This window comes from Pseudomonas sp. Ma2-10, from assembly GCF_054330215.1.
In genome coordinates, this window is the sequence record NZ_JBTEYL010000010.1 from 115,899 (window position 1) to 140,914 (window position 25,016).

At 60.3% G+C, this 25,016-nt stretch carries 21 protein-coding genes and 1 pseudogene; 10 read left to right on the forward strand and 12 right to left on the reverse strand.

All coding sequences use genetic code 11. The annotated features are described in order from the left end of the window. Together ACXPVS_RS14630 and ACXPVS_RS14635 are read right to left on the reverse strand one after the other, a co-directional pair. Positions 1–669 carry a GntR family transcriptional regulator gene (locus tag ACXPVS_RS14630; RefSeq protein WP_458510563.1) on the reverse strand — a complete coding sequence of 223 codons (669 nt, stop codon included), beginning with the start codon at positions 667–669 and terminating at the stop codon, positions 1–3. 170 nt (positions 670–839) lie between these two features. Continuing rightward, a complete protein-coding gene (locus ACXPVS_RS14635; protein ID WP_458510564.1) occupies positions 840–962 on the reverse strand; it encodes a hypothetical protein in 123 nt (40 codons plus the stop codon). A gap of 13 nt (positions 963–975) precedes the next feature. Here ACXPVS_RS14635 and ACXPVS_RS14640 point away from each other — a divergent pair, with 13 nt between their 5' ends. Then, positions 976–1,605 carry an ABC transporter permease gene (locus ACXPVS_RS14640; RefSeq protein WP_458510565.1) on the forward strand — a complete coding sequence of 210 codons (630 nt, stop codon included), beginning with the start codon at positions 976–978 and terminating at the stop codon, positions 1,603–1,605. Between the two features lie 3 nt (positions 1,606–1,608). Next, positions 1,609–2,370 (forward strand): SDR family NAD(P)-dependent oxidoreductase, encoded by a 762-nt coding sequence (locus tag ACXPVS_RS14645; protein WP_458510566.1) that lies wholly within the window; start codon positions 1,609–1,611, stop codon positions 2,368–2,370. 162 nt (positions 2,371–2,532) lie between these two features. Here the strand turns inward: ACXPVS_RS14645 and ACXPVS_RS14650 are convergent, their stop codons facing one another. The 4 genes and pseudogenes from ACXPVS_RS14650 to ACXPVS_RS14665 form a co-directional block, all read right to left on the reverse strand. Next, positions 2,533–2,973, reverse strand: coding sequence for a carboxymuconolactone decarboxylase family protein (locus tag ACXPVS_RS14650; protein WP_458510567.1), 441 nt, complete (start codon positions 2,971–2,973; stop codon positions 2,533–2,535). 156 nt (positions 2,974–3,129) lie between these two features. After that, positions 3,130–3,544 (reverse strand): annotated as a pseudogene (locus ACXPVS_RS14655) (cyclic nucleotide-binding domain-containing protein); the annotation flags it as partial. An 89-nt stretch (positions 3,545–3,633) separates the two neighbouring features. Next, positions 3,634–4,260, reverse strand: coding sequence for an isochorismate family cysteine hydrolase YcaC (gene ycaC, locus ACXPVS_RS14660; protein ID WP_458510568.1), 627 nt, complete (start codon positions 4,258–4,260; stop codon positions 3,634–3,636). 129 nt (positions 4,261–4,389) lie between these two features. After that, entirely contained in the window at positions 4,390–5,256 is an 867-nt protein-coding gene (locus ACXPVS_RS14665; protein WP_458510569.1) for a pirin family protein, read from the reverse strand. A 104-nt stretch (positions 5,257–5,360) separates the two neighbouring features. Between ACXPVS_RS14665 and ACXPVS_RS14670 the strand changes: the two genes are divergently transcribed. Continuing rightward, positions 5,361–6,269, forward strand: a complete 909-nt coding sequence (locus tag ACXPVS_RS14670) for a LysR substrate-binding domain-containing protein (protein ID WP_458510570.1) — start codon at positions 5,361–5,363, stop codon at positions 6,267–6,269. 129 nt (positions 6,270–6,398) lie between these two features. Here the strand turns inward: ACXPVS_RS14670 and ACXPVS_RS14675 are convergent, their stop codons facing one another. The 5 genes from ACXPVS_RS14675 to ACXPVS_RS14695 form a co-directional block, all read right to left on the reverse strand. Further along, positions 6,399–9,617 carry a transporter substrate-binding domain-containing protein gene (locus ACXPVS_RS14675; protein ID WP_458510571.1) on the reverse strand — a complete coding sequence of 1,073 codons (3,219 nt, stop codon included), beginning with the start codon at positions 9,615–9,617 and terminating at the stop codon, positions 6,399–6,401. Between the two features lie 12 nt (positions 9,618–9,629). Further along, on the reverse strand, positions 9,630–10,256 hold the full coding sequence (locus ACXPVS_RS14680; protein ID WP_458510572.1) for a response regulator: 627 nt from the start codon (positions 10,254–10,256) through the stop codon (positions 9,630–9,632). Between the two features lie 110 nt (positions 10,257–10,366). Then, positions 10,367–10,780: a response regulator gene (locus ACXPVS_RS14685; RefSeq protein ID WP_458510573.1), complete on the reverse strand. Its 414-nt coding sequence runs from the start codon at positions 10,778–10,780 to the stop codon at positions 10,367–10,369. Between the two features lie 203 nt (positions 10,781–10,983). Then, positions 10,984–12,321, reverse strand: coding sequence for a lysine N(6)-hydroxylase/L-ornithine N(5)-oxygenase family protein (locus ACXPVS_RS14690; RefSeq protein ID WP_458510574.1), 1,338 nt, complete (start codon positions 12,319–12,321; stop codon positions 10,984–10,986). A 146-nt stretch (positions 12,322–12,467) separates the two neighbouring features. Next, complete coding sequence (locus ACXPVS_RS14695) at positions 12,468–12,950, reverse strand: sigma-70 family RNA polymerase sigma factor (protein WP_458510575.1); 483 nt, start codon at positions 12,948–12,950, stop codon at positions 12,468–12,470. Between the two features lie 257 nt (positions 12,951–13,207). Here ACXPVS_RS14695 and ACXPVS_RS14700 point away from each other — a divergent pair, with 257 nt between their 5' ends. The 3 genes from ACXPVS_RS14700 to ACXPVS_RS14710 are packed head-to-tail and all read left to right on the forward strand — an operon-like array spanning position 13,208 to position 17,756. Further along, a complete protein-coding gene (locus ACXPVS_RS14700) occupies positions 13,208–14,380 on the forward strand; it encodes an efflux RND transporter periplasmic adaptor subunit (protein WP_458510576.1) in 1,173 nt (390 codons plus the stop codon). Beyond that, complete coding sequence (locus ACXPVS_RS14705) at positions 14,381–16,354, forward strand: MacB family efflux pump subunit (protein ID WP_458510577.1); 1,974 nt, start codon at positions 14,381–14,383, stop codon at positions 16,352–16,354. A 7-nt stretch (positions 16,355–16,361) separates the two neighbouring features. Beyond that, on the forward strand, positions 16,362–17,756 hold the full coding sequence (locus ACXPVS_RS14710; RefSeq protein WP_458510578.1) for an efflux transporter outer membrane subunit: 1,395 nt from the start codon (positions 16,362–16,364) through the stop codon (positions 17,754–17,756). Between the two features lie 37 nt (positions 17,757–17,793). Here ACXPVS_RS14710 and pvdP read toward each other — a convergent pair whose 3' ends face one another. Next, the gene (gene pvdP / locus ACXPVS_RS14715; RefSeq protein WP_458510579.1) at positions 17,794–19,404 is read right to left on the reverse strand and encodes a pyoverdine maturation tyrosinase PvdP; all 1,611 of its coding nucleotides are present in this window, start codon (positions 19,402–19,404) and stop codon (positions 17,794–17,796) included. Positions 19,405–19,600: 196 nt separating this feature from the next. Between pvdP and pvdM the strand changes: the two genes are divergently transcribed. The 4 genes from pvdM (at position 19,601) to ACXPVS_RS14735 (ending at position 24,957) form a co-directional block, all read left to right on the forward strand. Further along, positions 19,601–20,950 carry a pyoverdine-tailoring dipeptidase-like protein PvdM gene (pvdM, locus tag ACXPVS_RS14720; protein ID WP_458510580.1) on the forward strand — a complete coding sequence of 450 codons (1,350 nt, stop codon included), beginning with the start codon at positions 19,601–19,603 and terminating at the stop codon, positions 20,948–20,950. Between the two features lie 31 nt (positions 20,951–20,981). Beyond that, complete coding sequence (gene pvdN / locus ACXPVS_RS14725; protein ID WP_458510581.1) at positions 20,982–22,262, forward strand: pyoverdine-tailoring periplasmic protein PvdN; 1,281 nt, start codon at positions 20,982–20,984, stop codon at positions 22,260–22,262. A gap of 22 nt (positions 22,263–22,284) precedes the next feature. Further along, on the forward strand, positions 22,285–23,163 hold the full coding sequence (gene pvdO / locus ACXPVS_RS14730; protein WP_458510582.1) for a dihydropyoverdine dehydrogenase: 879 nt from the start codon (positions 22,285–22,287) through the stop codon (positions 23,161–23,163). Positions 23,164–23,307: 144 nt separating this feature from the next. Further along, a complete protein-coding gene (locus ACXPVS_RS14735; RefSeq protein WP_458510583.1) occupies positions 23,308–24,957 on the forward strand; it encodes a cyclic peptide export ABC transporter in 1,650 nt (549 codons plus the stop codon). Positions 24,958–25,016: the final 59 nt, after the last annotated feature.

Consider the following 25,016-nt stretch of genomic DNA (forward strand, 5'->3'; position numbering starts at 1 on the left):
CTACTTGCCTTCGCTTTCGGTAATGAAGCCGATGATGCTGACGCCTCCTCGCATAATGTCTTCGGCGATAGCCTTGCGCGCCTTGGCCGGTTTTTTCTCGCGCAGGGCTTCGATCAGCACCAGATGCTCGTCGGCACCGATGTAGGTGTTATGCCCTTTGGTGTAGAAAAGATTGAGGATCGGCCCCATGGACACCCACAACCCTTCGATTTGCGCAGTCAGCATGTCCATTGCTGCCAACCGGTAGACCGTAAAGTGGAATTCGCGGTTGAAGTGCATCGCTTGTGGGCCATCATTGGCCTGGTCCGCTTGTTGGAAACTGGCATGCAGTGCTTCCAGCCGGGTCAGGTCCTCGGGCGCCACGTTGCGTGTGGCGAGTTCCGCAGCCAGGCCTTCCAGTGCGATACGGATGGTGCGCACTTCCAGGTAACGGCTCATGGTCAGCTCCGGGACCATGGCAAAACGGCCTGAACGCAACTCAAGGCCACGTTCGCTGACCAGTCTCAGGCAGGCTTCTCGGACCGGTGTGACGCTGGTGCCCAGCTTGTCGGCCAGGTCTTGCATGACCAGCCGCTCGCCGGGCTTAAAGTTGCCGGCAATCAGCCCTTCGCGGATGGCGTAATAGGCGCGGGCGGACAGGTTGCCTTGTTCGAGCGGTTGAATCTGCACGGTCGAACTTCTGGATGATGCTTTTTTATTGCGCAGCCTGTCGAGGCTGCGCCAAAATCTGAAATACATTGTCTTATATCCTATAAGTAACACTCAACCTTGCATTACAGCGGTTCGGGAGTCTGTTGCAGAAAGAGCGGCACTGCGCGTGCCGCTCTCCGTTGCTCGGCCTAGCGAATCAATGCTTTGAGGGTGTGTTCGATGACGTCGAGGCTTTCATCGAGAATCTTCGTGGTATGCGAGGTCGACAGGTACAGGCGTTTAAAGGGGCAATGGTATGACCGGGTACTCACCAGCGGCCCCTGGATGCAGGCGCTGAGCAACAGCCTGTGGGTCGGCATCGCTTCGACTCTGTTGGCGACACTGCTGGGCACCCTGGCCGCGCTGGCCTTTGCACGACGTAACCTGCCGGCCGCCAGCGGAATGCTCGGCCTGCTGATTTCACCGATGATTTTCCCGCCGGTGATCTCCGGGCTGGGCATGTATTTCCTCTTCGGCAAACTGGGCCTGACCGGAACCCTGATCGGTCTGATTCTGGCCCACACGGTACTGGCGACGCCTTTCGTCCTGATCAGCGTAGCCGCCAGCCTTCAGGGTTTCGACATGACCCTGCTCAAGGCCGCCGCCATGTCCGGCGCCTCGCCGGTGCGGGCCTTCACAAGCATCGCTTTGCCAATCATCGCGCCCGGCGTGATATCGGGTGCACTCTTCGCCTTCATGACATCCTTCGATGAAATCGTCGTGGTGCTGTTCATCGCAGGCCCCAGCCAAAGAACCTTGCCTCGTCAAATGTTCGATGGCATCCGCGACACCATCGACCCTTCAATTCTCGCCATGTCGACATTGTTGTTACTGGTGGGCATCGTCGGGCTTATGACCACTACCTGGCTGACCTTGCGTGCACAACGCACCGCTCGCCAACTCAAGGAGCAATAACGGATGAGCCTGTATATCGTGACCGGAGGTACCCAGGGCATCGGCGCCGCCACCGTGGAGCAGTTGATCGGCCAAGGCGTGTCGGTTGTGTTCACTGGACGAGATGCCGAGGCGGGGGAACGGCTCGTCCAACGCCTGCCGGGCAGCACGTTCGTGGCGGGTGATGTGCGGCAAGAGGCCGATTGTCAGCGAGTGGTCGATCGTGCACTGGAACTGGGCAACGGCTCATTGCAAGGTCTGGTCAACAACGCAGGCATGGCCGCACGCAAGGCGCTCACACAGACCTCGCAGCTGGAATGGGACACCCTGTTCGAGGTCAACACCCGCTCGGCATTTTTCTTTATCAAGCATGCCTTACCCGGCTTGCAAGCCGGTAATGGCGCGGTGGTGAATGTGTCGTCAATCGCCGGCAAGGCCGGCGAAGAGGGACTGGCCACTTACTGCGCCAGCAAGGCCGCGTTGATCGGCCTGACTCAGGCACTGGCGCTCGAATTTGGCGCAAGCGTGCGTTTTAACGCGGTTTGTCCCGGCCAGATTGCCACCCGCATGATGGGAGCGATTATGCAGGACGCACCTCGTCTTGCCGCCCTGACTGCACGGATCCCCGCCGGTCGTCTGGCCGCGCCCGAAGAGGTGGCCCAGGCGATTTGCTGGTTACTGTCGTCGGCGTCCAGCTATGTCAACGGTACAGTGTTGACGGTGGACGGTGGCGAGACAGCGGGGCTGAGAACCCCGCCGAGTCACACCGCGCAAGCTTCGCGCTAATACACGTCGTCATTCTTCGCGAACGACGCGGGAGCGAAACTGCCCATGACTGAGGGCTAAGGAATTGAGGCTGCCGCACGCGCTGCGCAGGATTGTTCAACTTGATGCGCAAGGTGCAACCATCGGCCGCACAGGGTGCGGATGCTCATTGAGTGTTGAGTGTTATTCCTGAGGCATTTTGCGAAAGCCTACCGCCAAGCGGTTCCAGCTGTTGATGGTGGAAATCGCCACGCTCAGGTCAACCATTTCCTTGGGGGTAAACCGGGCGGTGGCCAGTTCGTAGTCTTCGTCCGGGGCATGGGTCTGGCTTAGCAGCGTCAGGGACTCGGTCCAGGCCAGCGCCGCACGTTCGCGGAGTGTGAAGAACGGCGTTTCACGCCAGACCGACACCGCATACAGCCGACGTTCGGTTTCACCACCCTTTCGGGCATCGGCGGTGTGCATGTCGACGCAGAAGGCGCAGCCATTAATCTGGGAGGCGCGCAGCTTGACCAGTTCAATCAACGATTTTTCCAGAGGCAGCTTCGACACAGCGGTTTCCAGCGCGATCATGGCTTTGAGTGCCTCTGGGGACGCGGTGTAGAAATCGGTACGCGGTTGCATGGTGGGCTCCAGTCACAAGGGGTGTGGGACTACGTTAATCGCGCACTGACCTGCAACAAATAGCCAATTATTGGGAAGAAGAGGAGGCCAATGGGCGGGGTTGAAAATAACCGGCTTGATTGCGCCCGGGCCCATGACCTTCAAGCCCCTACGCTCGATTGCGCAGCCACTGCAAAAATCCCCCTCGCCGATCACTTCACCCGGGCCCATGCGCCCGGTCTCGAACTTGACCCCGCTGCGGCTCAGCTCCACCGACACAACGCCGGATTCGATGATGAACAAATGATCGCTGGCCTCTCCTGCCGCCAGGATCATCTCCCCGCCGCGACAGGTTGGCAGGCACATGGGGGTCGAAGTTCGACCACACGCTGACACCGCTGGCCCGCTGGTGCCGGAATGCCAGGTCGAACAGCAGATGACAGACCATGCGTTTCTGATCCATCGAGACCACGAAACCACTGTTTTCGTATTCCACTCCGGTGGTGCTGGAGCCTTTCAACAGGACACACGCCGCCGGTTTATTCAACAGATAGCGGCATTGCAGGCTGATGGATACGCCGAAAATGTCACTGACCGATCAGCAGCGTCAGGGTACGCGCACCGGCCCTTAAAACAAAAAAAGGGCCTCGAACGAGGCCCTTTTTTATCATCAACCCAACACTACTTGCCGTTAGTCAGCGCGTTGTAACTGGTAAACAGGTTGCGGTAGTCCGGGATGTGGTTGGAGAACAAGGTGCCCAAGCCTTCCACGTCGTTGCGCCAGTCGCGATGCAGCTCACAGGCCAGGCCGAACCAGGTCATCAACTGTGCGCCGGAGGCCGACATGCGGTCCCAGGCCGATTGACGGGTCAGTTCGTTGAAGGTGCCGGAAGCGTCTGTCACCACGAACACGTCAAAGCCTTCAGCCAGTGCCGACAGTGCCGGGAACGCCACGCATACTTCGGTGACCACGCCGGCGATGATCAGTTGTTTCTTGCCGGTGGCCTTGATCGCCTTGACGAAGTCTTCGTTGTCCCAGGCATTGATCTGGCCTGGGCGGGCGATGTACGGCGCGTCCGGGAACAGCGCTTTGAGCTCGGGCACCAGCGGGCCATTGGGGCCGGTTTCGAAACTGGTGGTGAGAATGGTCGGCAACTTGAAGTACTTGGCCAGGTCAGCCAGGGCCAACACGTTGTTCTTGAAACGGTCCGGGTCAATGTCGCGCACCAGAGAAAGCAGACCCGCCTGGTGATCAACCAACAGAACAGCGGCGTTATCCTTGTCGAGACGTTTGTAAGAGGTAGTCATGGGAGTAGTCCTCGCCTTTTTATCGATGCCGAACGGGCCGGCGTGAGAGAAACCTGATAGTTCGTTAAAGCCCGGCCAAGCAAGGGTAGTTGCCCTCGCCCGGCACGTCACAGCGTTACAACAATGAGTTCAACCGCTCATCCGGCCGAACCGACCTGACTGGAAGTCAGCAAAGGCCTGATGAATTTCCTCCTCGCTGTTCATCACGAACGGGCCATGGCCGACGATTGGCTCATCGATTGGCTCGCCACTGAGCAGCAGCACCACTGCGTCGTTATTGGCTTCCAGGCTGAGCTGCTGGCCATTGCGTTCGAACAACGCCAACTGCCCTTCGCGCACCAGTTCCACACCGTTGACCTGAACCGTGCCACGCAACACCACCAGTGCCGTGTTACGACCTTCGTGCAGGTCCAGGGTCAGCAACTTGCCGCCGATGAGGCGCAGGTCCCAGACGTCAATCGGGGTGAACGTGCGCGCCGGGCCGGTGTGGCCATCGAACTCACCGGCAATCAAGCGCAGGCTGCCAGCCTGGTCCCTGAGCGCGATGCTCGGGATGTCGCCATCGAGAATCGTCTGGTAACCGGCGTCGGCCATCTTGTCCTTGGCCGGCAGGTTGACCCACAGCTGAACCATTTCCAGGGTGCCGCCGGACTTGGCGAAATCTTCGGAGTGGAATTCTTCGTGGAGAATTCCTGATGCTGCGGTCATCCATTGCACGTCGCCTGGGCCGATCTTGCCGCCGCTGCCGGTGGAGTCGCGGTGTTCCAGCTCGCCCTTATAAACGATCGTCACGGTCTCGAAACCGCGGTGTGGATGCTGACCAACGCCACGACGCTCGTTGGTCGGGGTGAATTCAGCGGGACCGGCGTGATCGAGCAGCAAAAACGGGCTGATGTGCTTGCCCAGGTTGTCGTAGGAAAACAGCGTGCGAACCGGAAAACCGTCGCCGACCCAATGGGTCCGTGGGCTGGTGTAGATACCGATGATGTTTTTCATTTCGCCTCCGAATCGGGTGAGTGACACGATGGATAAAGCTTAAAACTGAACCCTTTGATGCACTAGACTGCAAAAACCAGCCTTAGCGTTCTATAGGGAGAACGATGGTGGAAGACCTCAACACCCTCTACTACTTCACCCAAGTGGTCGAACACCACGGTTTCGCCCCGGCCGGCCGGGCGCTGGACATGCCCAAATCGAAGCTCAGCCGACGCATTGCCGAGCTCGAAGAGCGCCTCGGCGTACGCCTGCTGCACCGCACCAGCCGGCATTGTTCACTGACGGAAATTGGCCAGGCCTATTACCAGCGTTGCCTGGCGATGCGCGTGGAAGCGGAAAGCGCTGCCGAACTGATCGAACGCAACCGCTCCGAACCCCAGGGCCTGGTGCGCATCAGTTGCCCGACCGCGCTGCTCAACTCCTGGGTCGGACCGATGCTGACCCGCTACATGCTCAAGTACCCACGGGTGGAGGTGTTCATCGAGAGCACCAACCGCCGGGTTGACTTGATCCACGAGGGGTTCGACATCGCCCTGCGGGTGCGCTTTCCGCCACTGGAAAATACCGACATGGTGATGAAGGTACTGGGCAACAGCACCCAGTGCCTGGTAGGCAGTCCGGCCTTCGTGCCGCGCCTGTCATCACCGGCCTCCCCGGCGGACCTCAGCGGGTTGCCGAGCCTGCACTGGGGCGCCGCGCAGCGTGAATATCAGTGGGAATTGTTTGGACCGGACGGCGCCAGCGCAATGATCCGGCATGCACCACGAATGGTCACCGATGACCTGTTGGCGTTGCGTCACGCCGTGGTGGCCGGGATCGGCATCGCTCACCTGCCCCGCGTGGTGGTGCGCGATGACATTGCCGCGGGTCGACTGGTGGAACTGGTGCAGGGCTGGGCACCCAAATGCGGGATCGTGCATGCCATCTTCCCGTCACGCCGTGGGCTGCTGCCGTCGGTGCGCGCATTGATCGACTTTCTGGGCGAGGAGTTCAGCCACAGCGATATTGCTTGAGGGACACGACATGCGGGGCTGACGGAGTTTTTATTTCGGACACCTAGGGCGCTTGGGTTTTGGCTCGGTCATTGGATATCCTTGGGATAAGCAGTCGCCTGCAGGCGACGCCCCCACCGGGACTAAACGTCAGTCTGCCTTGAGGCTCTGATCCAGGCGTGCCATGGCGTGTTGCAGTTGATCGACGGCCTCGTCGATCAACGTCGCGCGCCCTTCGGCGCAGGCACGTTCCAGATGATCGCAGCACTCAATCAAACGTTGTGCACGAACCATCCGCGCACCACCTTTGATACGGTGCGCCAGGTCCTGCAGCCGGTGACGATTGCCACTGATGTGCGCTGCAAGCAGGTCATCGCGATCGTAGCGATTGGTCTCGGCCAGTTCGCGCAACAACTGATTGATCAGCGTCCGGTCTTCCCCGACGTAGAGTTCCAGGCCGGCCAAGTCAATCCAGGACGTTGCTTGCTCTTCAACCGGCGCTGGCGGCTCATTCGCAAATCGAGACGCCAGCCAGGCACTCAGATCTGCCAGTCGGATCGGTTTGAACAGACAGTCATCCATGCCTGCTTCAAGGCAACGGATCTTCTCCTCCGGCTGCGCATTGGCGCTAAACCCAAGAATCAGCGTGGGTGGTAAGCCATTAGCGCGCTCTTCATCGCGTATCGCACCCGCTAACTCATAACCATTGACCACCGGCATGTTGCAATCGGTGATGACCAAATCGAACTGATGCTCGCGCCACTTCACAAGACCACGCTCGCCATCCTCAACCTCCAGCACCTGATGCCCCAGGTAGCTCAGTTGCCGTGAGAGCAACAATCGATTGGCCGGGTAGTCGTCGACCACCAGAATCGTCAGCAGCCGAGTGGCCATCTGCAATCCGCTATCCGCCCACTCGCCGCCGCTCAACGGTTGCAACGCAATCAGATCAACGCTGATGTCGACCTGAGTACCCCGTCCGAGGACGCTGTTGAGCTGCAATCGGCCGCCCATCATTTCGCACAGAGTGCGGCTGATCACCAGTCCCAGGCCGGAGCCATTGTGGCCTGACTGCTGGCTGTTACCGGCCTGCACGAACGGGCTGAACAGCCGTTGCTGATCGACCACACTGACACCCATGCCGCTGTCCTCAATACGCATACTGACGGCCAGATGCCCCGCCACGCCGGGCTCTACTCGCAGCGTCAGGCTCACCTCACCTTCATGGGTGAACTTGATCGCGTTGCTCAGCAGATTGGACAGCACCTGCTTGAAACGCGTGGGGTCGACTAACACGTCACGATCGCTGTGTTCGGCCAATTCGACCCGCCACTGCAAGTTCTTCTGCCGTGCCAGGCCTTCGAAAACCCGGCACACCGACTTCACCAGCGTGCGTAGATTGGCCCGTTCAGGGGTCAGCGACAAATGGCCGGACTCGATGCGGGCGATGTCCAGGATGTCGCCGATCAACGCCAGCAATTGCTGCGCGGCATTGGATGCCACCTCGATGGCGGAGCGATCAGCGAAGCCCTCTTGCGCTCCCTTCTGCGCCAGTTCGAGCATGCCGATCAGGGCATTCATCGGTGTGCGGATTTCATGACTCATGGTCGCCAGAAAGGTGGTTTTGGCGCGATTGGCATCGTCGGCGGCGTTCTTGGCATCCTGCAATTGCCCGAGCAGTTGCTGGCGTTGAGTTATCTGCCGGCGCTGCCAGGCAATCCAGGCCAGTGCGAGCAACAGCAAAGCGCCCGCAGCGGCAAACGCCTGCAGAATGCCTTGGCGATGACGCAGCCAATAGCTGCCATCGACCACTACATCATTGCTCCAGCGGGCTAACAGCTCATCCATTTCCCGGGGCGAAATGCTCAGCAGTGCCTTGTTCAGAATAGAGTACAACTCCAGCGCACCACGGCTGGTGGCCAGAGCGATACGCGCCGGTTCATCACCCACGGTGCCGCTGATCCGCAGACGCTCGCGGTATTGCCGGGTGATCAGATACCGAGCCACGATCAATGAGCTGACTGCCCCGTCGGCCTGGCCGTTGATCACCCATTCCATACCCTGCGCCGGGCTCTGCACTTCGACCAGACGTACATGTGGCGCCCGAGCGCGGATGAACCCGAGCAACGGATGACCGCGATAAATCGCCAAGCGTTTACCGGCCATATCATCCAGGTTCCTGGGGCTACCCGGGGAGGTCGAACTGACCAGTACAAACGGATTGTTCAAGTAGGCCCGAGTGAAGCGCAGTTCGACTTCGCGTTCGATACCGGGCGTGACCACAGGTAACACGTCAATCTTGCCGTCCTTGAGTTGCTGGATCTGCTGATCAAGGGAATTACCCCGCTGCACCTTGAAGGTCAAGCCGCTGCGCTGGCTGATCAGCGTCAGCAATTGCGCGGTCAATCCGCTGAGTTGTCCCTGTGCATCGTAAAAAGTCAGCGGTGCAAAGCTCTCGACGGCACCCACTTGCACCGTCGGATGTTGATCCAGCCAACGTTGTTCACTGGCGCTCAAACGTACTCGCTCTTGACCCGCCATGTTGGCTCTTCCGGCACTCCAGCGCTGCTCGATGGCCGTGCGCTGATCCATGGAAATCACCGCCAGTGTCTTATCGACAATGCGCTTCAGACGAGGGTTGCCCCGGCTGAAGGCAAAGCCGAACGGATTGGCGTCCAGGCCGGAAGGCCCTACCAGGCGTACATTACTGAGGTAGTTGTTATTGATGAGGTAATTGGCGCTGATGAAGTCCCCGAGGTACACATCATCCTGCCCGAACGCCACTGCCCCGATCGCATCGAGTGCCGAGGGGTAGCGTTGCAAGCTCGCATCGGGATAGTAGGCCTCGACAGTCTGCGCCTGCATATAGTCATCGACCATGGCGATGCGTTTGCCCGCAAGGTCGACGGGCATCCAGTCGTCCAGGCGGGTCACCAGCATCGGCTGATCTTCGGCATAAGCACTGGATCGGGTCAGCTTGGGGTCTGCCGCCTCGAAGTTGTTGGACGTGCCGAGCAGGTCCAGCTCATCGCGTTTGAGCGCATCCATGGCCGCCTCGCGGGTGCGATAACGAAGCACGTCGATTTTTACGTGCAGCAGTTGCCCCAACAGGGCCGCATAGTCTGCGGTGATGCCTTCCAGCTCATCAACGTTACGCGTGATCTCGAACGGCGGGTAGTCCGGCCCCGACACCCCCAGGCGCAAGACTCGCTTACCACGCAACCACTGCCAGTCTGTTTCATCCAGCTGGACCCGATACCCTTCCACCGTGGAACGCCCCAGCACATGCAAAAGCTTTGGCTCATCGGCCGCCATCACCGGTGTTCCCAGTCCACAGAACAGCAACAGAGCCCACAAACAATCGCGCATGATCGGGCTCACTCAGATCAGATGATTACGCTTGGCAAAATCCCTCAGGTACACCGCTGATTCCACGTTGAGTTTTCCAATCAAACGGGTCTTGTAGGTGCTGACGGTCTTGTGACTCAAGTGCATGATTTCAGCGATCTCTTTGTTACTGATGCCCAGGGCCAGATGCTGAAAAATCGTCAGTTCCCGGTCGGAGAGTTTATCGATCATCTGTTTTTCGCTCAGTTGTATCGAGCTTAGCGACACCGATGCCGACGTTAGCTGGGCGAAAAAGGTGTAACCGGCCATCACGGCGTGCACGGCTCTGTGCAAGTGCTGCAAGTCATTGGACTTGGCGATATAGCCTGCGGCGCCGGCGTTCATGCAACGATCCTGATAATACATGGGCTCCTGGGACGTAAAGACCAGTACTCGACAGGGCACCCCACTGGTCTTGATCCGCGCCAGTACATCCAACCCGTCGAGCGAGGGCATCACCAGATCCAGTACCACCAGATCAGGTTTGTGTTCGCGAATCTTCGGCAAGACCTCATTACCACTCGCCGCTTCGTATATCTGCTTGAACCCCTCCTGCACCAGTACGATTTTGACTGCGGCGCGAACCACCGGATGATCGTCCACAATCAGCACTGACTTCATGGCAACTCCCTGTGCAACAAAAACGACGATTGAACAATCAATGCCCATAAGCCCGGCCCGGTTGAACTTACTGGCGGCGCAAAGACTTTTGCATGGAAAACCGGGCGTAACTACCTGACAGAAATGACAGTACCGACGAACGGCAGACGAGGGTCGATGATCGCCATCAGCCGCTGAATGGACGCCAGATCAGGCAGCATTGCATGGCTCACTTCAACCGTCTGTTGAACGCCGACAGGAATGGGCGGCCGTTGCGTCTGCTGACCGTCATAGATCAAGGCGTGATGAACCTGTTGGTTATCAAGGAAAAAATCGAACAGGTTCAACGCCCCGCCCGCCAGCGAGGCGTTGATGACCACCAGATCGAATGGCTCGCCCCCGTATTCGACCAGGGTCAACAGTTCTTCAAGGCTCTGCACCGGTGCTATCCGGTAGTAGTCGAGTTGATTGAATAGTCGCTCGACCTTCATGCGGTGAAAATGCAACTCGTCAGCGATCAGGATACGTAAGGCTTTGTTCGACAACGTGGGCCCCCAGGAGGATGTCAGATTCGTGAGGGCGCAAGGCTACGGAAGACTTGTCGAGCTTTCTGTAGGACTTTTCCTAAAAAGAAGGACGCTTCCTCCGGTGGCAGAAGAAAAAACGAAAAAACAGCTAGCAGAACGCTGGCAGGGTTCAGGATCGAGGCCTGATCGTTCCCACGCCGCGCGGGAACGATCAGACAGGGTCAACTGGCGGTGGCTAGCAACAAATCCGACACCGAACGGCCATGCCCCCATGCCTTGCCATGTTCATACAACGAACCGGCAATTTCATCGGCGCGAATCGGCAGGATCGACAGCAAGGTGTCGCTCAAGCCGTGGCTGCCCTGGCAGAAGCCCTGCATATAGATGCCAGCCTTGCAGCGCTCGTCTGTGATCAGTTTGTAGTTACGATCGACTTCGAAATCGCCCAGGTACTGCTCCAGCGGCGCCAGCAGTTTGCGGTGCATCTGGCGCTCGTAACCGGTGGCCAACACCACGGCGTCGTAATGACGGACCGTGAGTTCACCCGTGGCGTTGTTGCGTACCGCCAACTCAATACCGCGCGCGGTGGCGGTGACTTTTTCGACAGTGGTCAGGGTACGGAACGCATGGCGGGCGATGCCCGACACTTTCTGGCGATAGAAGATGCCGTAGATGCGTTCGATCAGGTCGATGTCCACCACCGAATAGTTGGTGTTGTGGTACTCGTTGACCAGACGCTCGCGCTCGCTGCTCGCCTGCTGGAACACCAGATCAGTGAACTGCGGCGAGAACACTTCGTTGACGAACGGGCTATCGTCCGCCGGCTTCAGGGCCGAGCCACGCAGGATCATGTCCACCTGCACCGACGGGAAACTGTCGTTCAAATCGATGAACGCTTCCGCTGCGCTCTGCCCGCCGCCGATGATCGCGATGCTCATCGGCAGGTTGTTCACGCACGGCTGCTTGGCCATCTGCGCCAGGTACTGGGAGTGGTGGAACACCCGGCTGTCACCCTTGAGCGCCTTGAACGCTTCGGGAATGCGCGGTGTTCCGCCGGCACTGACCACCACCGAACGGGCGGTGCGAACGTGCTGCTGACCTTGGGTATCGCGCGAAACTACCCGCAGCGCTTCGACCTGCTGGTTGTGCAGCACCGGCTCGATGGTCAGCACTTCTTCACCGTAGCGGCTCTGCTCGGCAAATTGCCCGGCGACCCAGCGCAGGTAATCGTTGTACTCCATGCGGCACGGGTAAAAGGTACCCAGGTTGATGAAATCCACCAGGCGGCCGTGGTGCTTGAGGTAGTTGACGAAGGAGTACGGGCTGGTCGGGTTGCGCAGGGTCACCAGGTCCTTGAGGAAGGAAATTTGCAACTCACTCTGGGTCACCAGGGTGTTGCCGTGCCAGCGGTAGTCGGCCTGCTTGTCGAGAAACAGAACATCCAGCTCGCCCTGACTCGGCCCGCGCTCTTGCAGAGCGATGGCCAGCGCCAGGTTCGAAGGGCCAAAACCGACGCCGATCAGGTCGTGAACGATGGGCGATGCAATTGCCTGTGTCATTTCCAGTGTCCTCTGGATGAACCCCCGAAGCCGCGGGGAGTGAGCCTAAGTGACCTGACCAGCCTTGAGCAGGACAGCAGATCGTCTGTTGAAGGGAACGAGGACAATGAAAAAAAATTTAATGCCGCTTGATTGATCGGGTCGGATCAATGGGCATCCCATTGCAGCATCCGCACCCGGCAATGCTTCATCGCATTGACGATGTGCTTCTCCACCATCGCGCGGGAAATGCCCAGGTGTTCGGCGATCTCCGGGTGCGACAGACCTTCGATCTTGCGCAGCAGGAAACTCTCGCGGCACACCCGTGGCAATTGCGCCAATGCACGCTGGAGCATCTCCAGGCGTTGGCCATGATCGAGGCTGTGATGAGGGGATGGGGTGAAGTAGCGCTCTTCGTTGTCGAGCACTTCCAGGGATTCGACCTGACGCAGGGCATTGCGCCGATGGTCGTCGATCACCAGATTGAGCGCGGTGCGGTACAGGAACGCCCGAGGTTGTTCGATCGGCGTGTCGCTGGACCGCTCCAGAACCCGCAGATAAGCGTCATGCACCACATCTTCAGCCACCTGACGGTTGCCCAGCTTGGCGTTCAAAAAACACACCAGCTCGCGATAGTAGTTTTCCAACATGACTCCCGACCGCAGGGGTGCGGTTTCTGTCCTTGAGCCAGACCGTCGACTGCCGAAATGGGCAGTGGCACGATAGTGGCAGTTCGAGGCGCGTAATTTATAGTAATTCTCATATAGATTTAAAGTATTGCTTCACCTAGCCCGACAAATAGTCATAAACCTAAATTTCCTGCCACTTTCCTCGTTTACAGGACAGCTCCCCGTCCCGATTCAACGGTTTTGAACGACGGGCCGATATTCATTGGCCGGAACCCTGCATGAAACGTCCCCGACAGACCCGACGCGCCCTGCTTGTAGCACTTTGTCTGATCCCCGTTATCGCCGTCGCCGCCTGGCAGATCATCCCGCCCGGTCGAGACCCGTTCGCCACCGTGCAGGTCACCCGTGCAGACATCGAAAGCAGCGTTACCGCGCTGGGCACGTTGCAACCTCGACGCTATGTCGACGTCGGTGCCCAGGCGTCCGGGCAGATCCACAAGATCCACGTGGAAGTCGGCGATGTGGTCGAGGAAGGCCAGTTACTGGTGGAAATCGATCCGTCCACGCAACAGGCCAAACTCGACGCTGGGCGCTTCTCCATAGAAAACCTCAAGGCACAGCTGCAGGAACAACGGGCTCAACACGACCTCTCCCGGCAGAAATTCCAGCGCCAGCAGCACCTCAAGGCCGGTGGCGCCACCCGCGAAGAAGATGTGCAGACCGCCCAGGCCGAACTGCGCGCCGCCCAGGCCCGTGTCGATATGTTCCAGGCGCAGATCCGCCAGGCCCAGGCCAGTCTGCGCAGCGATCAGGCGGAACTGGGTTACACCCGCATCTATGCGCCAATGAGCGGAACCGTCGTTGCACTCGATGCCCGGGTCGGCCAGACCCTCAACGCCCAGCAACAAACGCCACTGATTCTGCGCATCGCCAAGTTGTCGCCGATGACCGTCTGGGCCGAAGTGTCGGAAGCCGACATCGGTCATGTCAAACCCGGCATGACCGCCTGGTTCACCACCCTCAGCGGCGGCAACCGTCGCTGGAACAGCACCGTGCGGCAGATTCTACCGGTGCCGCCCAAGCCGCTGGACCAGACCAGCCAGGGCGGCGGCAACCCGGCCAGCGCGAGCAAAAGTGGTAGCGCTCGCGTGGTGCTGTACACCGTACTGCTGGACATTGATAACGCCGACAACGCCCTGATGGCGGAAATGACCACGCAAGTCTTCTTCGTCGCCGAGCAGGCGAAAAACGTCCTCACCGCACCTATCGCAGCCCTGCAAGCTGGCGCTGGGGTGGACAATCAGACCGCCCAGGTCGTCGCCAAAAATGGCCGCATCGAGCAGCGCGAGGTGCGCACCGGCATCAGCGATCGTCTGCGGGTGCAGGTTCTCGATGGCTTGCAGGAAGGTGATCACCTGTTGATCGGTCCAGCCGATGGGAGTGGCGGCTGAATGCTGACGCCTCTGATCGACTTGCAGGACATCCGCAAAGCCTACGGCGGCGGCGATTCACCGCAAGTTCACGTACTGCGTGGCATCGACCTGTCGATCCATGCCGGGGAATTCGTGGCGATCGTCGGTGCCTCCGGCTCCGGCAAGTCGACGCTGATGAACATTCTCGGCTGCCTTGACCGCCCCACGTCGGGCGAATACCGCTTCGCCGGGGAAAACGTCGCCGCACTCGACAGCGACGAACTGGCCTGGCTGCGCCGCGAAGCCTTTGGCTTTGTGTTCCAGGGTTATCACCTGATCCCGTCCGGCTCGGCCCAGGAAAACGTCGAGATGCCGGCCATTTACGCAGGCTTACCGGCCGCCGAACGCCACGCCCGCGCTGCCGCCCTGCTCGACCGCCTCGGCCTGGCCTCGCGCACCGGCAACCGACCGCACCAGCTCTCCGGCGGCCAGCAACAACGGGTGTCCATCGCCCGCGCCTTGATGAACGGCGGCCACATCATCCTCGCCGACGAGCCCACCGGTGCCCTCGACAGCCACAGCGGTGCCGAGGTCATGACCCTGCTCGACGAACTGGCGAGTCAGGGCCACGTGGTGATCCTCATTACCCACGACCGAGACGTTGCGGCTCGGGCCAAACGCATCATCGAAATTCGCGACGGGCTGATCATCAGCGACAGCGCCCGCGACAACCCAGAGGTACACACTTCAGCCAACCCTGGCGCACTGCAAGCAGTGGACTTACGCAAGCGCCTGACCGAAGGCGCCGAAGCCACGGGCGCCTGGAAAGGCGAGCTGGTCGATGCGGTGCAGGCTGCGTGGCGGGTCATGTGGATCAACCGCTTTCGCACCGCACTGACGTTGCTGGGGATCATCATCGGCGTGGCGTCGGTGGTGGTCATGCTGGCCGTCGGCGAAGGCAGCAAGCGCCAGGTGATGGCGCAAATGGGCGCGTTCGGCTCCAACATCATTTACCTCGGTGGCTCCTCACCAAACCCGCGAACGCCGCGGGGCATCGTCACCCTGGATGACGTCGCAGCGGTGGGGAGCCTGCCGCAAGTGACGCGCATCATGCCGGTCAATGGCCAGGAGGCTGGGGTGCGTTTCGGCAACCTTGACCACCTGAGTTATGTCGGCGGCAACGACACGAATTTCCCGGCGATTTTCAACTGGCCGGTGGTACAAGGCAGCTATTTCACCCAGGACGATGAACGCAATGCGGCGGCGGTCGCGGTGATCGGCCACAAAGTGCGAACCCGGTTGCTCAAGGACGTCGTTAACCCGATCGGCCAATACATCCTGATCGAGAACGTGCCGTTCCAGGTGGTCGGCGTGCTTGGGGAAAAAGGCGCCAGCTCGGGCGATTCCGACAGCGACGACCGCATCGCAATCCCCTACTCCGCTGCCAGCGTGCGGCTATTCGGCACCTACAACCCCGAATACGTCGCCATCGCTGCCGCCGACGCACGCAACGTCAAAGAGACCGAAAAAGCCATCGAGCAGTTGATGCTGCGCCTGCACAACGGCAAGAAGGATTTCGAACTGACCAACAACGCGGCGATGATTCAGGCCGAGGCACGCACACAAAATACCCTGTCGCTGATGCTCGGCTCGATTGCCGCGATTTCGTTGCTGGTCGGCGGGATCGGCGTGATGAACATCATGCTCATGACCGTGCGCGAACGCACCCGCGAAATCGGTATCCGCATGGCCACCGGCGCCCGTCAACGCGACATTCTGCGCCAGTTCCTCACCGAAGCGGTGATGCTTTCGGTGGTCGGAGGGCTGGCCGGGATCGCCCTGGCGATGATCGTCGGCGGCGTGCTGATCCTCTGCGAAGTCGCCGTCGCGTTCTCCTTGATAGCGGTGCTCGGCGCCTTCGGCTGCGCGCTTGTCACCGGTGTTGTCTTCGGCTTCATGCCGGCCCGCAAAGCTGCCCGACTCGACCCGGTCACAGCCCTTACCAGTGAATGATCGATCTATGAAGCCGCAACTCAGCCTGCTAACCCTCTGCCTGTTGCTCGGCGCCTGCGGCAGTCCCGTCCAGCGTCCGGACAGTGGGCTCCAGCCGCCCGCCGCCTGGCAATCGCCACATACTCACCGTGCTACTCGCAGCAATCTGCAATGGTGGACGCAGTTCGGCAGCCCGCAGCTTGATCGCCTGATCGAACAGGCCCAGGTCGGCAGTTTCGATCTGGCCGCCGCCATCGCCCGGGTGCGTCAAGCGCAAGCCGACACCGTGATTGCCGGCGGCTCTCTGCTGCCGGAGGTCAAGACCGGCCTGAACGCCAATCGGCAGAAACTATTACGCGGCAACGGCTACAGCCAGCTCGATGCCGACAGTGATAACAAGGCTGTCGATTACTTTAACGCCAACCTCAGCGCCACTTACGAAGTCGACTTCTGGGGCGGCCAACGCGCCTCCCGCGACAGTGCGCAATTCGGTTTGCAAGCCAGCGAAGCCGATCAAGCGACGGTGGAGCTGACGCTGCTCAGCGGCGTGGCCAACCGCTACGCGCAGAGCTTGTCGCTGCGCGAGCAAAGTCGCATCGCCGAACTGAACCTGGCGAACGCGCAGCATGTTTTGAAACTGGTGCAGACGCGTTTTGACGCAGGCTCGGCAACCGCGCTGGAGGTGGCGCAGCAAAAGAGCCTGGTCGCCGCGCAACAACGACAATGGCCGCTGGTGCAGCAACAGGCTCAGGACGCACAGATCAGCCTTGCCGCCCTGCTCGGCCGGCCGGTGCAGGCGTTGTCTTTGGGTCAGGAACGCTTTGATCAACTGTCATGGCCAACCATTGGCGCGGGGCTGCCCAGTGAGCTGATCAGCCGTCGCCCGGACATCGCCCGCGCCGAAGCGCAATTGGCCGCCGCACAAGCCGACGTCACCGTCGCCCGCGCCGCCATGTTGCCGACCGTAACCCTCAGCGCAGACATAGGCTCCGGTGCCGACCGCGCCGTCGATGTCCTGCGCAGCCCCTTCTACAACCTCACCGCCGGACTGCTCGCACCGGTCTTCAACAATGGTCGCCTTAGCGCCGAGCGCGACAAGGCCACAGCCCGTCAGGAGGAACTGCTGGAGACGTATCGCGGGGCGATCATCGATGGGTTCGCCGATGTGGAACACGCGTTGAACAGCATTCGCGGTCTGGACGAACAGCGGCAGTGGCAAAGTGAAGAACTGAACCAGGCGCAGACGGCGTTCAACATTGCACAACGCCGATACCAGGCCGGTGCCGAGGATTGGCTGACGGTGTTGGAGACACAGCGCACGCTGTATGCGGCGCAGGATTTGAATGTGCAGCTGCGGTTGTCGCGGTTGCAGGCGAGTATTGCGTTGTACAAGGCGCTGGGTGGCGGGTGGCAGACACTCTAAAAATCAAAAGATCGTCCGAACGCGGCGATCTTTCGATCTAGGCTTTGGCCTTCAAATGCCGCGCATACCAAGGCCGCTGCGGCACCTTGCGCAAAAGATCCGCCAGTTTCTTCTCGTCATCACCAAAGGTAATCCGCAACGCCAGCTTCATGGTTTCCGGGTCCATCTCCACCGACTTGCCAGCCTGTAACCCCGGAGTGGTGCTGCAACCATGGGTGCTCGGGCCGAGCCACGGGTCGTCGATCTCGACCCAACGGCCGGGCGTAAACCAAGGCACGCCATTTACGTGCAGCCGCCTGACCTCCCCCGGATGAAAGCGCTCGTGCGCACGGAACCAGTCTTCCAGACGATCGTCGATCCAGCCGTGAAAATGCCAGAACACCGGGTTCACGTGGGACGAAAACGGATCGCCGAGAAAATCGTTTTCCGGCGCATACCAGCGCGCGGAAAAGTCCGCCGGATCCCGGGCATACGGCACGGGTTGGCCGTTGGACGGATCACGCGGCACCGAGGCCCAGCGCATGTGCAGCCAGTCGTGCAGGCCCAATTCGACCTCTGAACCGAACTGCCCCAGCGTCAATTTCGACAGATAACGCAGATCCCGGTACTGCGATTCCCACACCTGGAAATTGCTGTGGTAGGTCTCGGCGGTCTTGATGTCGCTGACCCATTGCGAGTATTCGGCATCGTCGTCCGCCAGCCAGGTCGGCGGCAGCGCCGTGCCGTCGTGGTTATCGAAATAGCGGGCGAACCCAACGCGATCACGCGCCAGTTCCGGCTGCGGCAACGGGAAGTGTTGCCAGGACGGAAGGTCCTGCAGGGAGCGCGCCTTGCCGAGCATGTGCCGGTGCATGAAGAAGAAATCCACTCCCGAGCCGTTACGATCCTTGCGCGCGCCACGCGCATCACGCTCCTTGTCCCGCGGGCCAGGCTGCCAGCCAATGCCGCGCAGGGCGCCGCGCTTGTCTTCGGACAGGGTGTGCCATTTGTCCCGGGAGGCATGCCAGAGCTGGTGAAACAGTCGATGCTCGGGCGAAACCAGCCAGGCCAGCAGTGTCGGATTGAGGCCGGTGCGCTCGCGGGCTTCGGGGAACACGCGCTTGACGGCAATGAAGCGATTGTCCTGGGCCGTCAATATTAACGGACGATCCAGATTCAACACCCGACCACTGAGCGTGCCGCTGCCCGCGTTGCCGAAACCGGCCCAGACTTCGTCCAGCGTCATGCTGAATTCGTAATCCGCTGTGCCACTGGCACTGAGCAGTCGCCAGCTCAATTGCGCCGGTTTGGCGCCGGCCAGATCGCCGAGCACCTGGTAACGCGGCATTTCGTTCGAGCGCAAACGCTCGGCGGTGTCGAGGAACCCGCTCAAGCCACGACCTTTGTGGCCAATGTCGAGAAACACCTCCAGCCCGTCCCGTGGCAGGCCTTCGATGCCCGCGTCAGGCCCCTCGAAACGGATCTGCCAGACACCGCGCAAGGTGTTCGCCAGGTGCTGGCCAACCCCATCCGCGACATCGAAAGACGCTTCACCGGGGGTGATCGTCGGATCCGGTTTCGTCCATTCACGATGCCCATAAAAAGCCGCGGGAACGGCGGCACCGGTCAGCGCCAGGCCTGCCATGAACCATCGTCGAGAAATCGTCATTGCCCTACCTGTGTCAGCCATGAAGCAGGCTTTATCCAAGCTAGAACGTTTGTTGTGCCCGAAAATTTAAGAGCCGTGCGGGAACGATCACTCGCGCCGGTAAAACCGCCTAAATTTTCCGCCCAGCCACTCGTTCTTCCCAGATAGCAAAGGCCCCTGTGCCTGCACCCCGACGGCGAACCTGACTGAGACGGCAATGACAAAACCACGTTCGAAAAAGGCTCTTTACATCGGCCTGCCGCTGGCCCTGGCGATCAGCGCCGGTGCAGGCTTTGCGGCTTGGGTTTACGGGTTCAAGGACAACCCAGGGTACCCGGTCAAGGTGATGAAACAGGCTGATGAGCTGCACGAACGAATCCTCTCCTTCGACAGCCACATCACCGTCCCGCTGGACTTCGGCACCGCCGGCAATGAAGCGGACAAGGACGGCACCGGGCAGTTCGACCTGGTCAAGACCGGGCGCGGACGTTTGTCCGGCGCGGCGCTGACGATCTTTGGCTGGCCGGAAATATGGAACGGCGCCAACGCCCCGCACCGCCCCACCGCCGGTTTCGTTGACGAAGCACGGTTCGAGCAGGAAACCCGCTACAAAATCATCAGCACACTGGTTCGCGACTTCCCCCATCAGGTCGCCATCGCCTACACCCCCGACGACTTCCGCCGCCTGCACGGCGAAGGCAAGTTCGCGATTTTCATGAGCATGCTCAACGCCTATCCGCTGGGCAACGACCTGAACGCCCTGGACAAGTGGGCGGCGCGCGGCATGCGCATGTTCGGCTTCAGCTATGTGGGCAACAACGCCTGGGCCGATTCGTCCCGGCCGTTGCCGTTTTTCAACGATTCCCGCGACGCCCTTGGCGGCCTCTCGGAGCTCGGCAAGCAGGCCGTGCAACGCCTCAACGACCTCGGCGTGATCATCGACGTTTCGCAGATGTCGACCAAGGCGCTGGAGCAAGTTGCCCAGCTGAGCCGTGCGCCGATGGTCGCGTCCCATTCGGCACCACGCGGGTTGGTAGACATCCCGCGCAACCTCAGCGATCAGGAAATGCAGCTGATCAAGAACAGTGGTGGCGTGGTGCAGATTGTCGCTTTCCCGACCTACATCCGCCCGCTCAGCCAGGCCACTCAGGACAAACTCAACGCCCTGCGCGCACGCTTCGACCTGCAACCGCTGCAAGGCCTGGAGATGGCGCTGATGCCGGGCGACCCGGTGATCACCGTCTGGTCCGAGCACCGTTTCGGCGAATACGCCGGTCAGCTCTATGCCATCGTCGACGAGGAGCCCAAGGCCACGCTCAAGGACTACGGCGACGCGATTGACTACGCGGTGAAGAAAATCGGCATCGACCACGTCGGCATCAGTTCCGACTTCAACGATGGCGGCGGTCTGGACGGTTGGAAGGATGTCAGCGAGACCCGCAACGTAACAGCCGAGCTGATCAGTCGCGGCTACGGCGAAGCCGATATCGCCAAGCTCTGGGGCGGCAACTTCCTGCGGGTCTGGGACCAGGTGCAGAAGTCTTCCAGGCCTGTGGCGAAAAACTGACCCCCCTCTTTTGCAAAAGCGAACCGAGCACATGACCAACCGTCGTTCATTCCTCAAGCACGCCAGTATTCTCGCGGCCGGCCTGCCCCTGGGTGCTGCCGTAAACCTGCCGGCGCTGGCCGCCACTCCAGCGGCTCTGCCGAAGGATAAATGGGCGCAACTACGCCAGATGTTCAATCAGGACCCGGATTACCTGCACTTCGCCAACTTTCTGGTGACTTCGCACCCCAAACCTGTGCGTGACGCCATCGACCTGCACCGCGCCAACCTCGACCGCAACCCCGGCCGGGCCATGGACTGGGACCTGGGGGAAACCGAAAAACGCGAGCAGCAAGTGCGCGTCTGGGCCGGCCGTTACCTCAAGGCCAAGCCCGAGCAGATCGCCCTCACCGGCAGCACCACCGAAGGACTTTCGCTGATCTATGGCGGCATTCATGTGCGCCCGGATCAGGAAATCCTCACCAGCGAACACGAACATTACGCGACGAACTATGCGCTGAAGTACCGCCAGCAAAAGGACGGGGTCAAGGTTCGCAAGCTCAAGCTGTTCGAGAACAGTCAAAGCATTTCCGTGGATGAAGTGCTGGGCTCGATCGCCAAAGGCATTCGCCGCGAAACCCGAGTGCTCGGCATGACGTGGGTGCACTCGGGCAGCGGCGTGAAACTGCCGATCAGCGAGATCGGCAAACTGGTGGACGAGCAGAACCGTAACCGCGCAGAAAAGGACCGCATTCTGTATGTGGTCGACGGCGTCCATGGCGTCGGCGTCGAGGGCCTGGACTTCCCCGACATGCACTGCGATTTCTTCATTGCCGGCACGCACAAATGGATGTTCGGCCCGCGCGGTACCGGGATCATCTGCGCCCGTTCGACCGAGCTCAAAGACGTGACGCCGACCATCCCGACGTTCTCCGAAGCCACCACCTTCTCGACCATCATGACCCCCGGCGGCTATCACAGCTTTGAGCATCGCTGGGCCCTGAACGAAGCCTTCAAGCTGCACCTGGACCTGGGCAAGGCCGAGGTGCAGGCGCGCATCCACGCGCTCAATACCTATGCGAAAAACCGTTTGCTGGAGCACCCGCAGATCGAACTGGTGACACCAAAAAGCACGGACCTGTCGGCCGGTTTCACCTTCTTCCGGGTCAAGGATCGGGACTGTGAAAAAGTCGCCGCCCAACTGATGGAAAACCGCGTGGTCTGCGACTCGGTAGACCGCGACGTCGGCCCGGTTATCCGCATCGCCCCCGGCCTGCTCAACACTGAAAACGATATCGACCGTTTCATGGCCGCGTTGAGCCATGGCCTGTGATTTCCTTTAATCGAGATGACTCATGAACCGTGATCTGCTGACCCTGGCGCTCAAGGCGCTCACACTGACAGGCCTCATGGCCGGCCTGCTGCCTGCAACCGCGCAAGCCGCGGCAACCGCGCAACCGGGCAACGTGTTCAAGGACTGCCGGGACTGCCCGGAAATGGTCGTGCTGCCAGCCGGCACCTTCACCATGGGCACACCGGACGATGAAGTCGGTCGCGAACCCGATGAAGGTCCAATGCATGAGGTGACCTTCGCCAAGCCGTTCGCCATGAGCCGCTTCCAGGTCACGGCCGGTGAATGGGACAGCTACGTGCGCCAAAGTGGCGTGACCATTGCCAATGGCGACACCCGGCCAGGTCGCGAATGCGTCGCCAGCAAGCCACGCTATCCGCAAAGTCCGCGCCAGCCGGCGGTGTGCATGAACTTCGACGACGCGAAAAACTACGTCGCCTGGCTGTCGAAAAAAACCGGGCACAAGTACCACATGGTCAGTGAAGCCCAACGCGAATATGCCGCGCGCGGCGGCAGCAAAGGGCCGTTCCCCTTCCCGTTCGATGAAGGCAAGGAATACAGCATCGCCAAGCACGCCAACACCTATGGCCCAGCGGATGGTTACAGCTTCAGCTCGCCAGTGGGCAGCTACCCGCCGAACGCCTTTGGCCTGTACGACATGCATGGCAATGTCTATGAATGGGTGGAAGACTGCGAACACCCTGATTACGTCGGCGCCCCCACCGATGGCAGCGCCTGGGTCGAGCCCAAATGCGAAGCCGTGCGGATTCGCGGCAACGATTGGGGTGAAGCACCGGTGTTCTCGCGCTCCGGCAACCGCAACAGCCAGTACCCGCAAGAGCGTGGCGACTGGATCGGACTGCGCATCATGCGTGACCTCTAAGCCGTCACGCCCGTAATCGATCGTTCCCACGCGAGGGAACGATCAACGGGCACGGATCACCACCCGTCCGCCCTGCGCTAAATTAAGCCTTCCACCAGACGTTCTACTGGGTATCTGCCTTCACGACCCAAGGAACTGTCTTCCATGACCCAGCCTGCCCGTGGCGCCATTGGCGAATTGTTCGCCCTGTTGAAACCCTTTCGGCTCATTGTCGCCGCGTCCATTTTCCTGGGTATGGTCGGCGGCCTGAGCGTCACGTTGTTGCTGGCGACCATCAACAACGCCCTGCATTCGGACACCGGCCTGACCCAAGGCGTTGTCGCCCTGTTCGCCGGCCTGTGCCTGCTGGCACTGGTCAGCTCCATCTGCTCGGACATCGGCACCAACTATGTCGGCCAGCACATCATTGCCAAGCTGCGTAAACAATTGGGTGAAAAGGTACTGTCGGCCCCCATCGAACACATCGAGCGCTATCGCAGCCACCGCCTGATCCCGGTGCTGACCCACGATGTCGACACCATCAGTGACTTCGCCTTCGCCTTCGCGCCGCTGGCCATTTCCGTCACCGTGATCCTGGGTTGCATGGGCTACCTGGCCATTCTGTCGTGGCCGATGTTCCTGATCATGGTCGCCGCCATCCTGATCGGCACCGCCATTCAGGCCTACGCCCAGAGCAAAGGGGTGCAGGGCTTCATGGCCGCCCGAGAGGCCGAAGATGAACTGCAAAAGCACTACAACGCGATTGCCGAAGGTGCCAAGGAACTGCGCATTCATCGCCCACGTCGCCAGCGCATGTTCGTCTCGGGCATCAAGGCGACGGCCGAATTCATCTGCAACACCCAGGTGCGTTCGATCAACACCTTCGTGATCGCCAAAACGTTTGGCTCGATGCTGTTCTTCGTGGTCATCGGCCTGGCCCTGGCCCTGCAAACCTTTTGGCCGAGTGCCGACAAAACCGTGATGAGCGGCTTCGTGCTGGTGCTGCTTTATATGAAAGGCCCGCTGGAGCATTTGATCAGCACTTTGCCCATCGTCAGCCGCGCGCAGATTGCTTTTCGCCGCATCGCCGAACTGTCGGAGCAGTTTTCCACTCCCGAACCTCATCTGCTGCTGAGCGATAAAGGCAACGTCAAACAATCGGTGCACGAACTGAAACTGGCCGATGTGCGTTTCAGCTTCCCGGCTGCCGAAGGCGCTGCACCGTTCCAGCTCGGGCCGGTGAACCTGACGATCAAGCAAGGCGACATCACCTTTATTGTCGGCGAGAACGGTTGCGGCAAGACCACGCTGATCAAACTGCTACTGGGTCTGTACACACCGCATCAGGGTGCCATCCGCGTCAATGGCGAAGTGATCGACGCCACCAACCGCGATGACTATCGCCAATTGTTCACCACGATTTTTGCTGACTATTACCTGTTCGATGATGTGGTCCAGGGCGATACGCACATCCCCGAAGACGCCAACAAATACCTGCAACGGCTGGAGATCGCGCACAAGGTCAGCGTCAAGGACGGCAACTTCACCACCACCGACCTCTCCACCGGCCAGCGCAAACGCCTGGCCTTGGTCAATGCCTGGCTGGAGGAACGTCCGGTGCTGGTGTTCGATGAATGGGCCGCCGACCAGGACCCGACCTTCCGCCGGATCTTCTATACCGAGCTGCTGCCGGACCTCAAGCGTCTGGGCAAGACCATCATCGTGATTTCCCACGATGACCGTTATTTCGACGTGGCGGACCAACTGGTGCGCATGGAAAGCGGGCGAGTCGTCACCGATCTGGCTCCTGCCTGAACCAGAAAACCACGGCCTTCATTCATTTATTTTTTCGGTTTCTTTCCGGTTTTACGTTC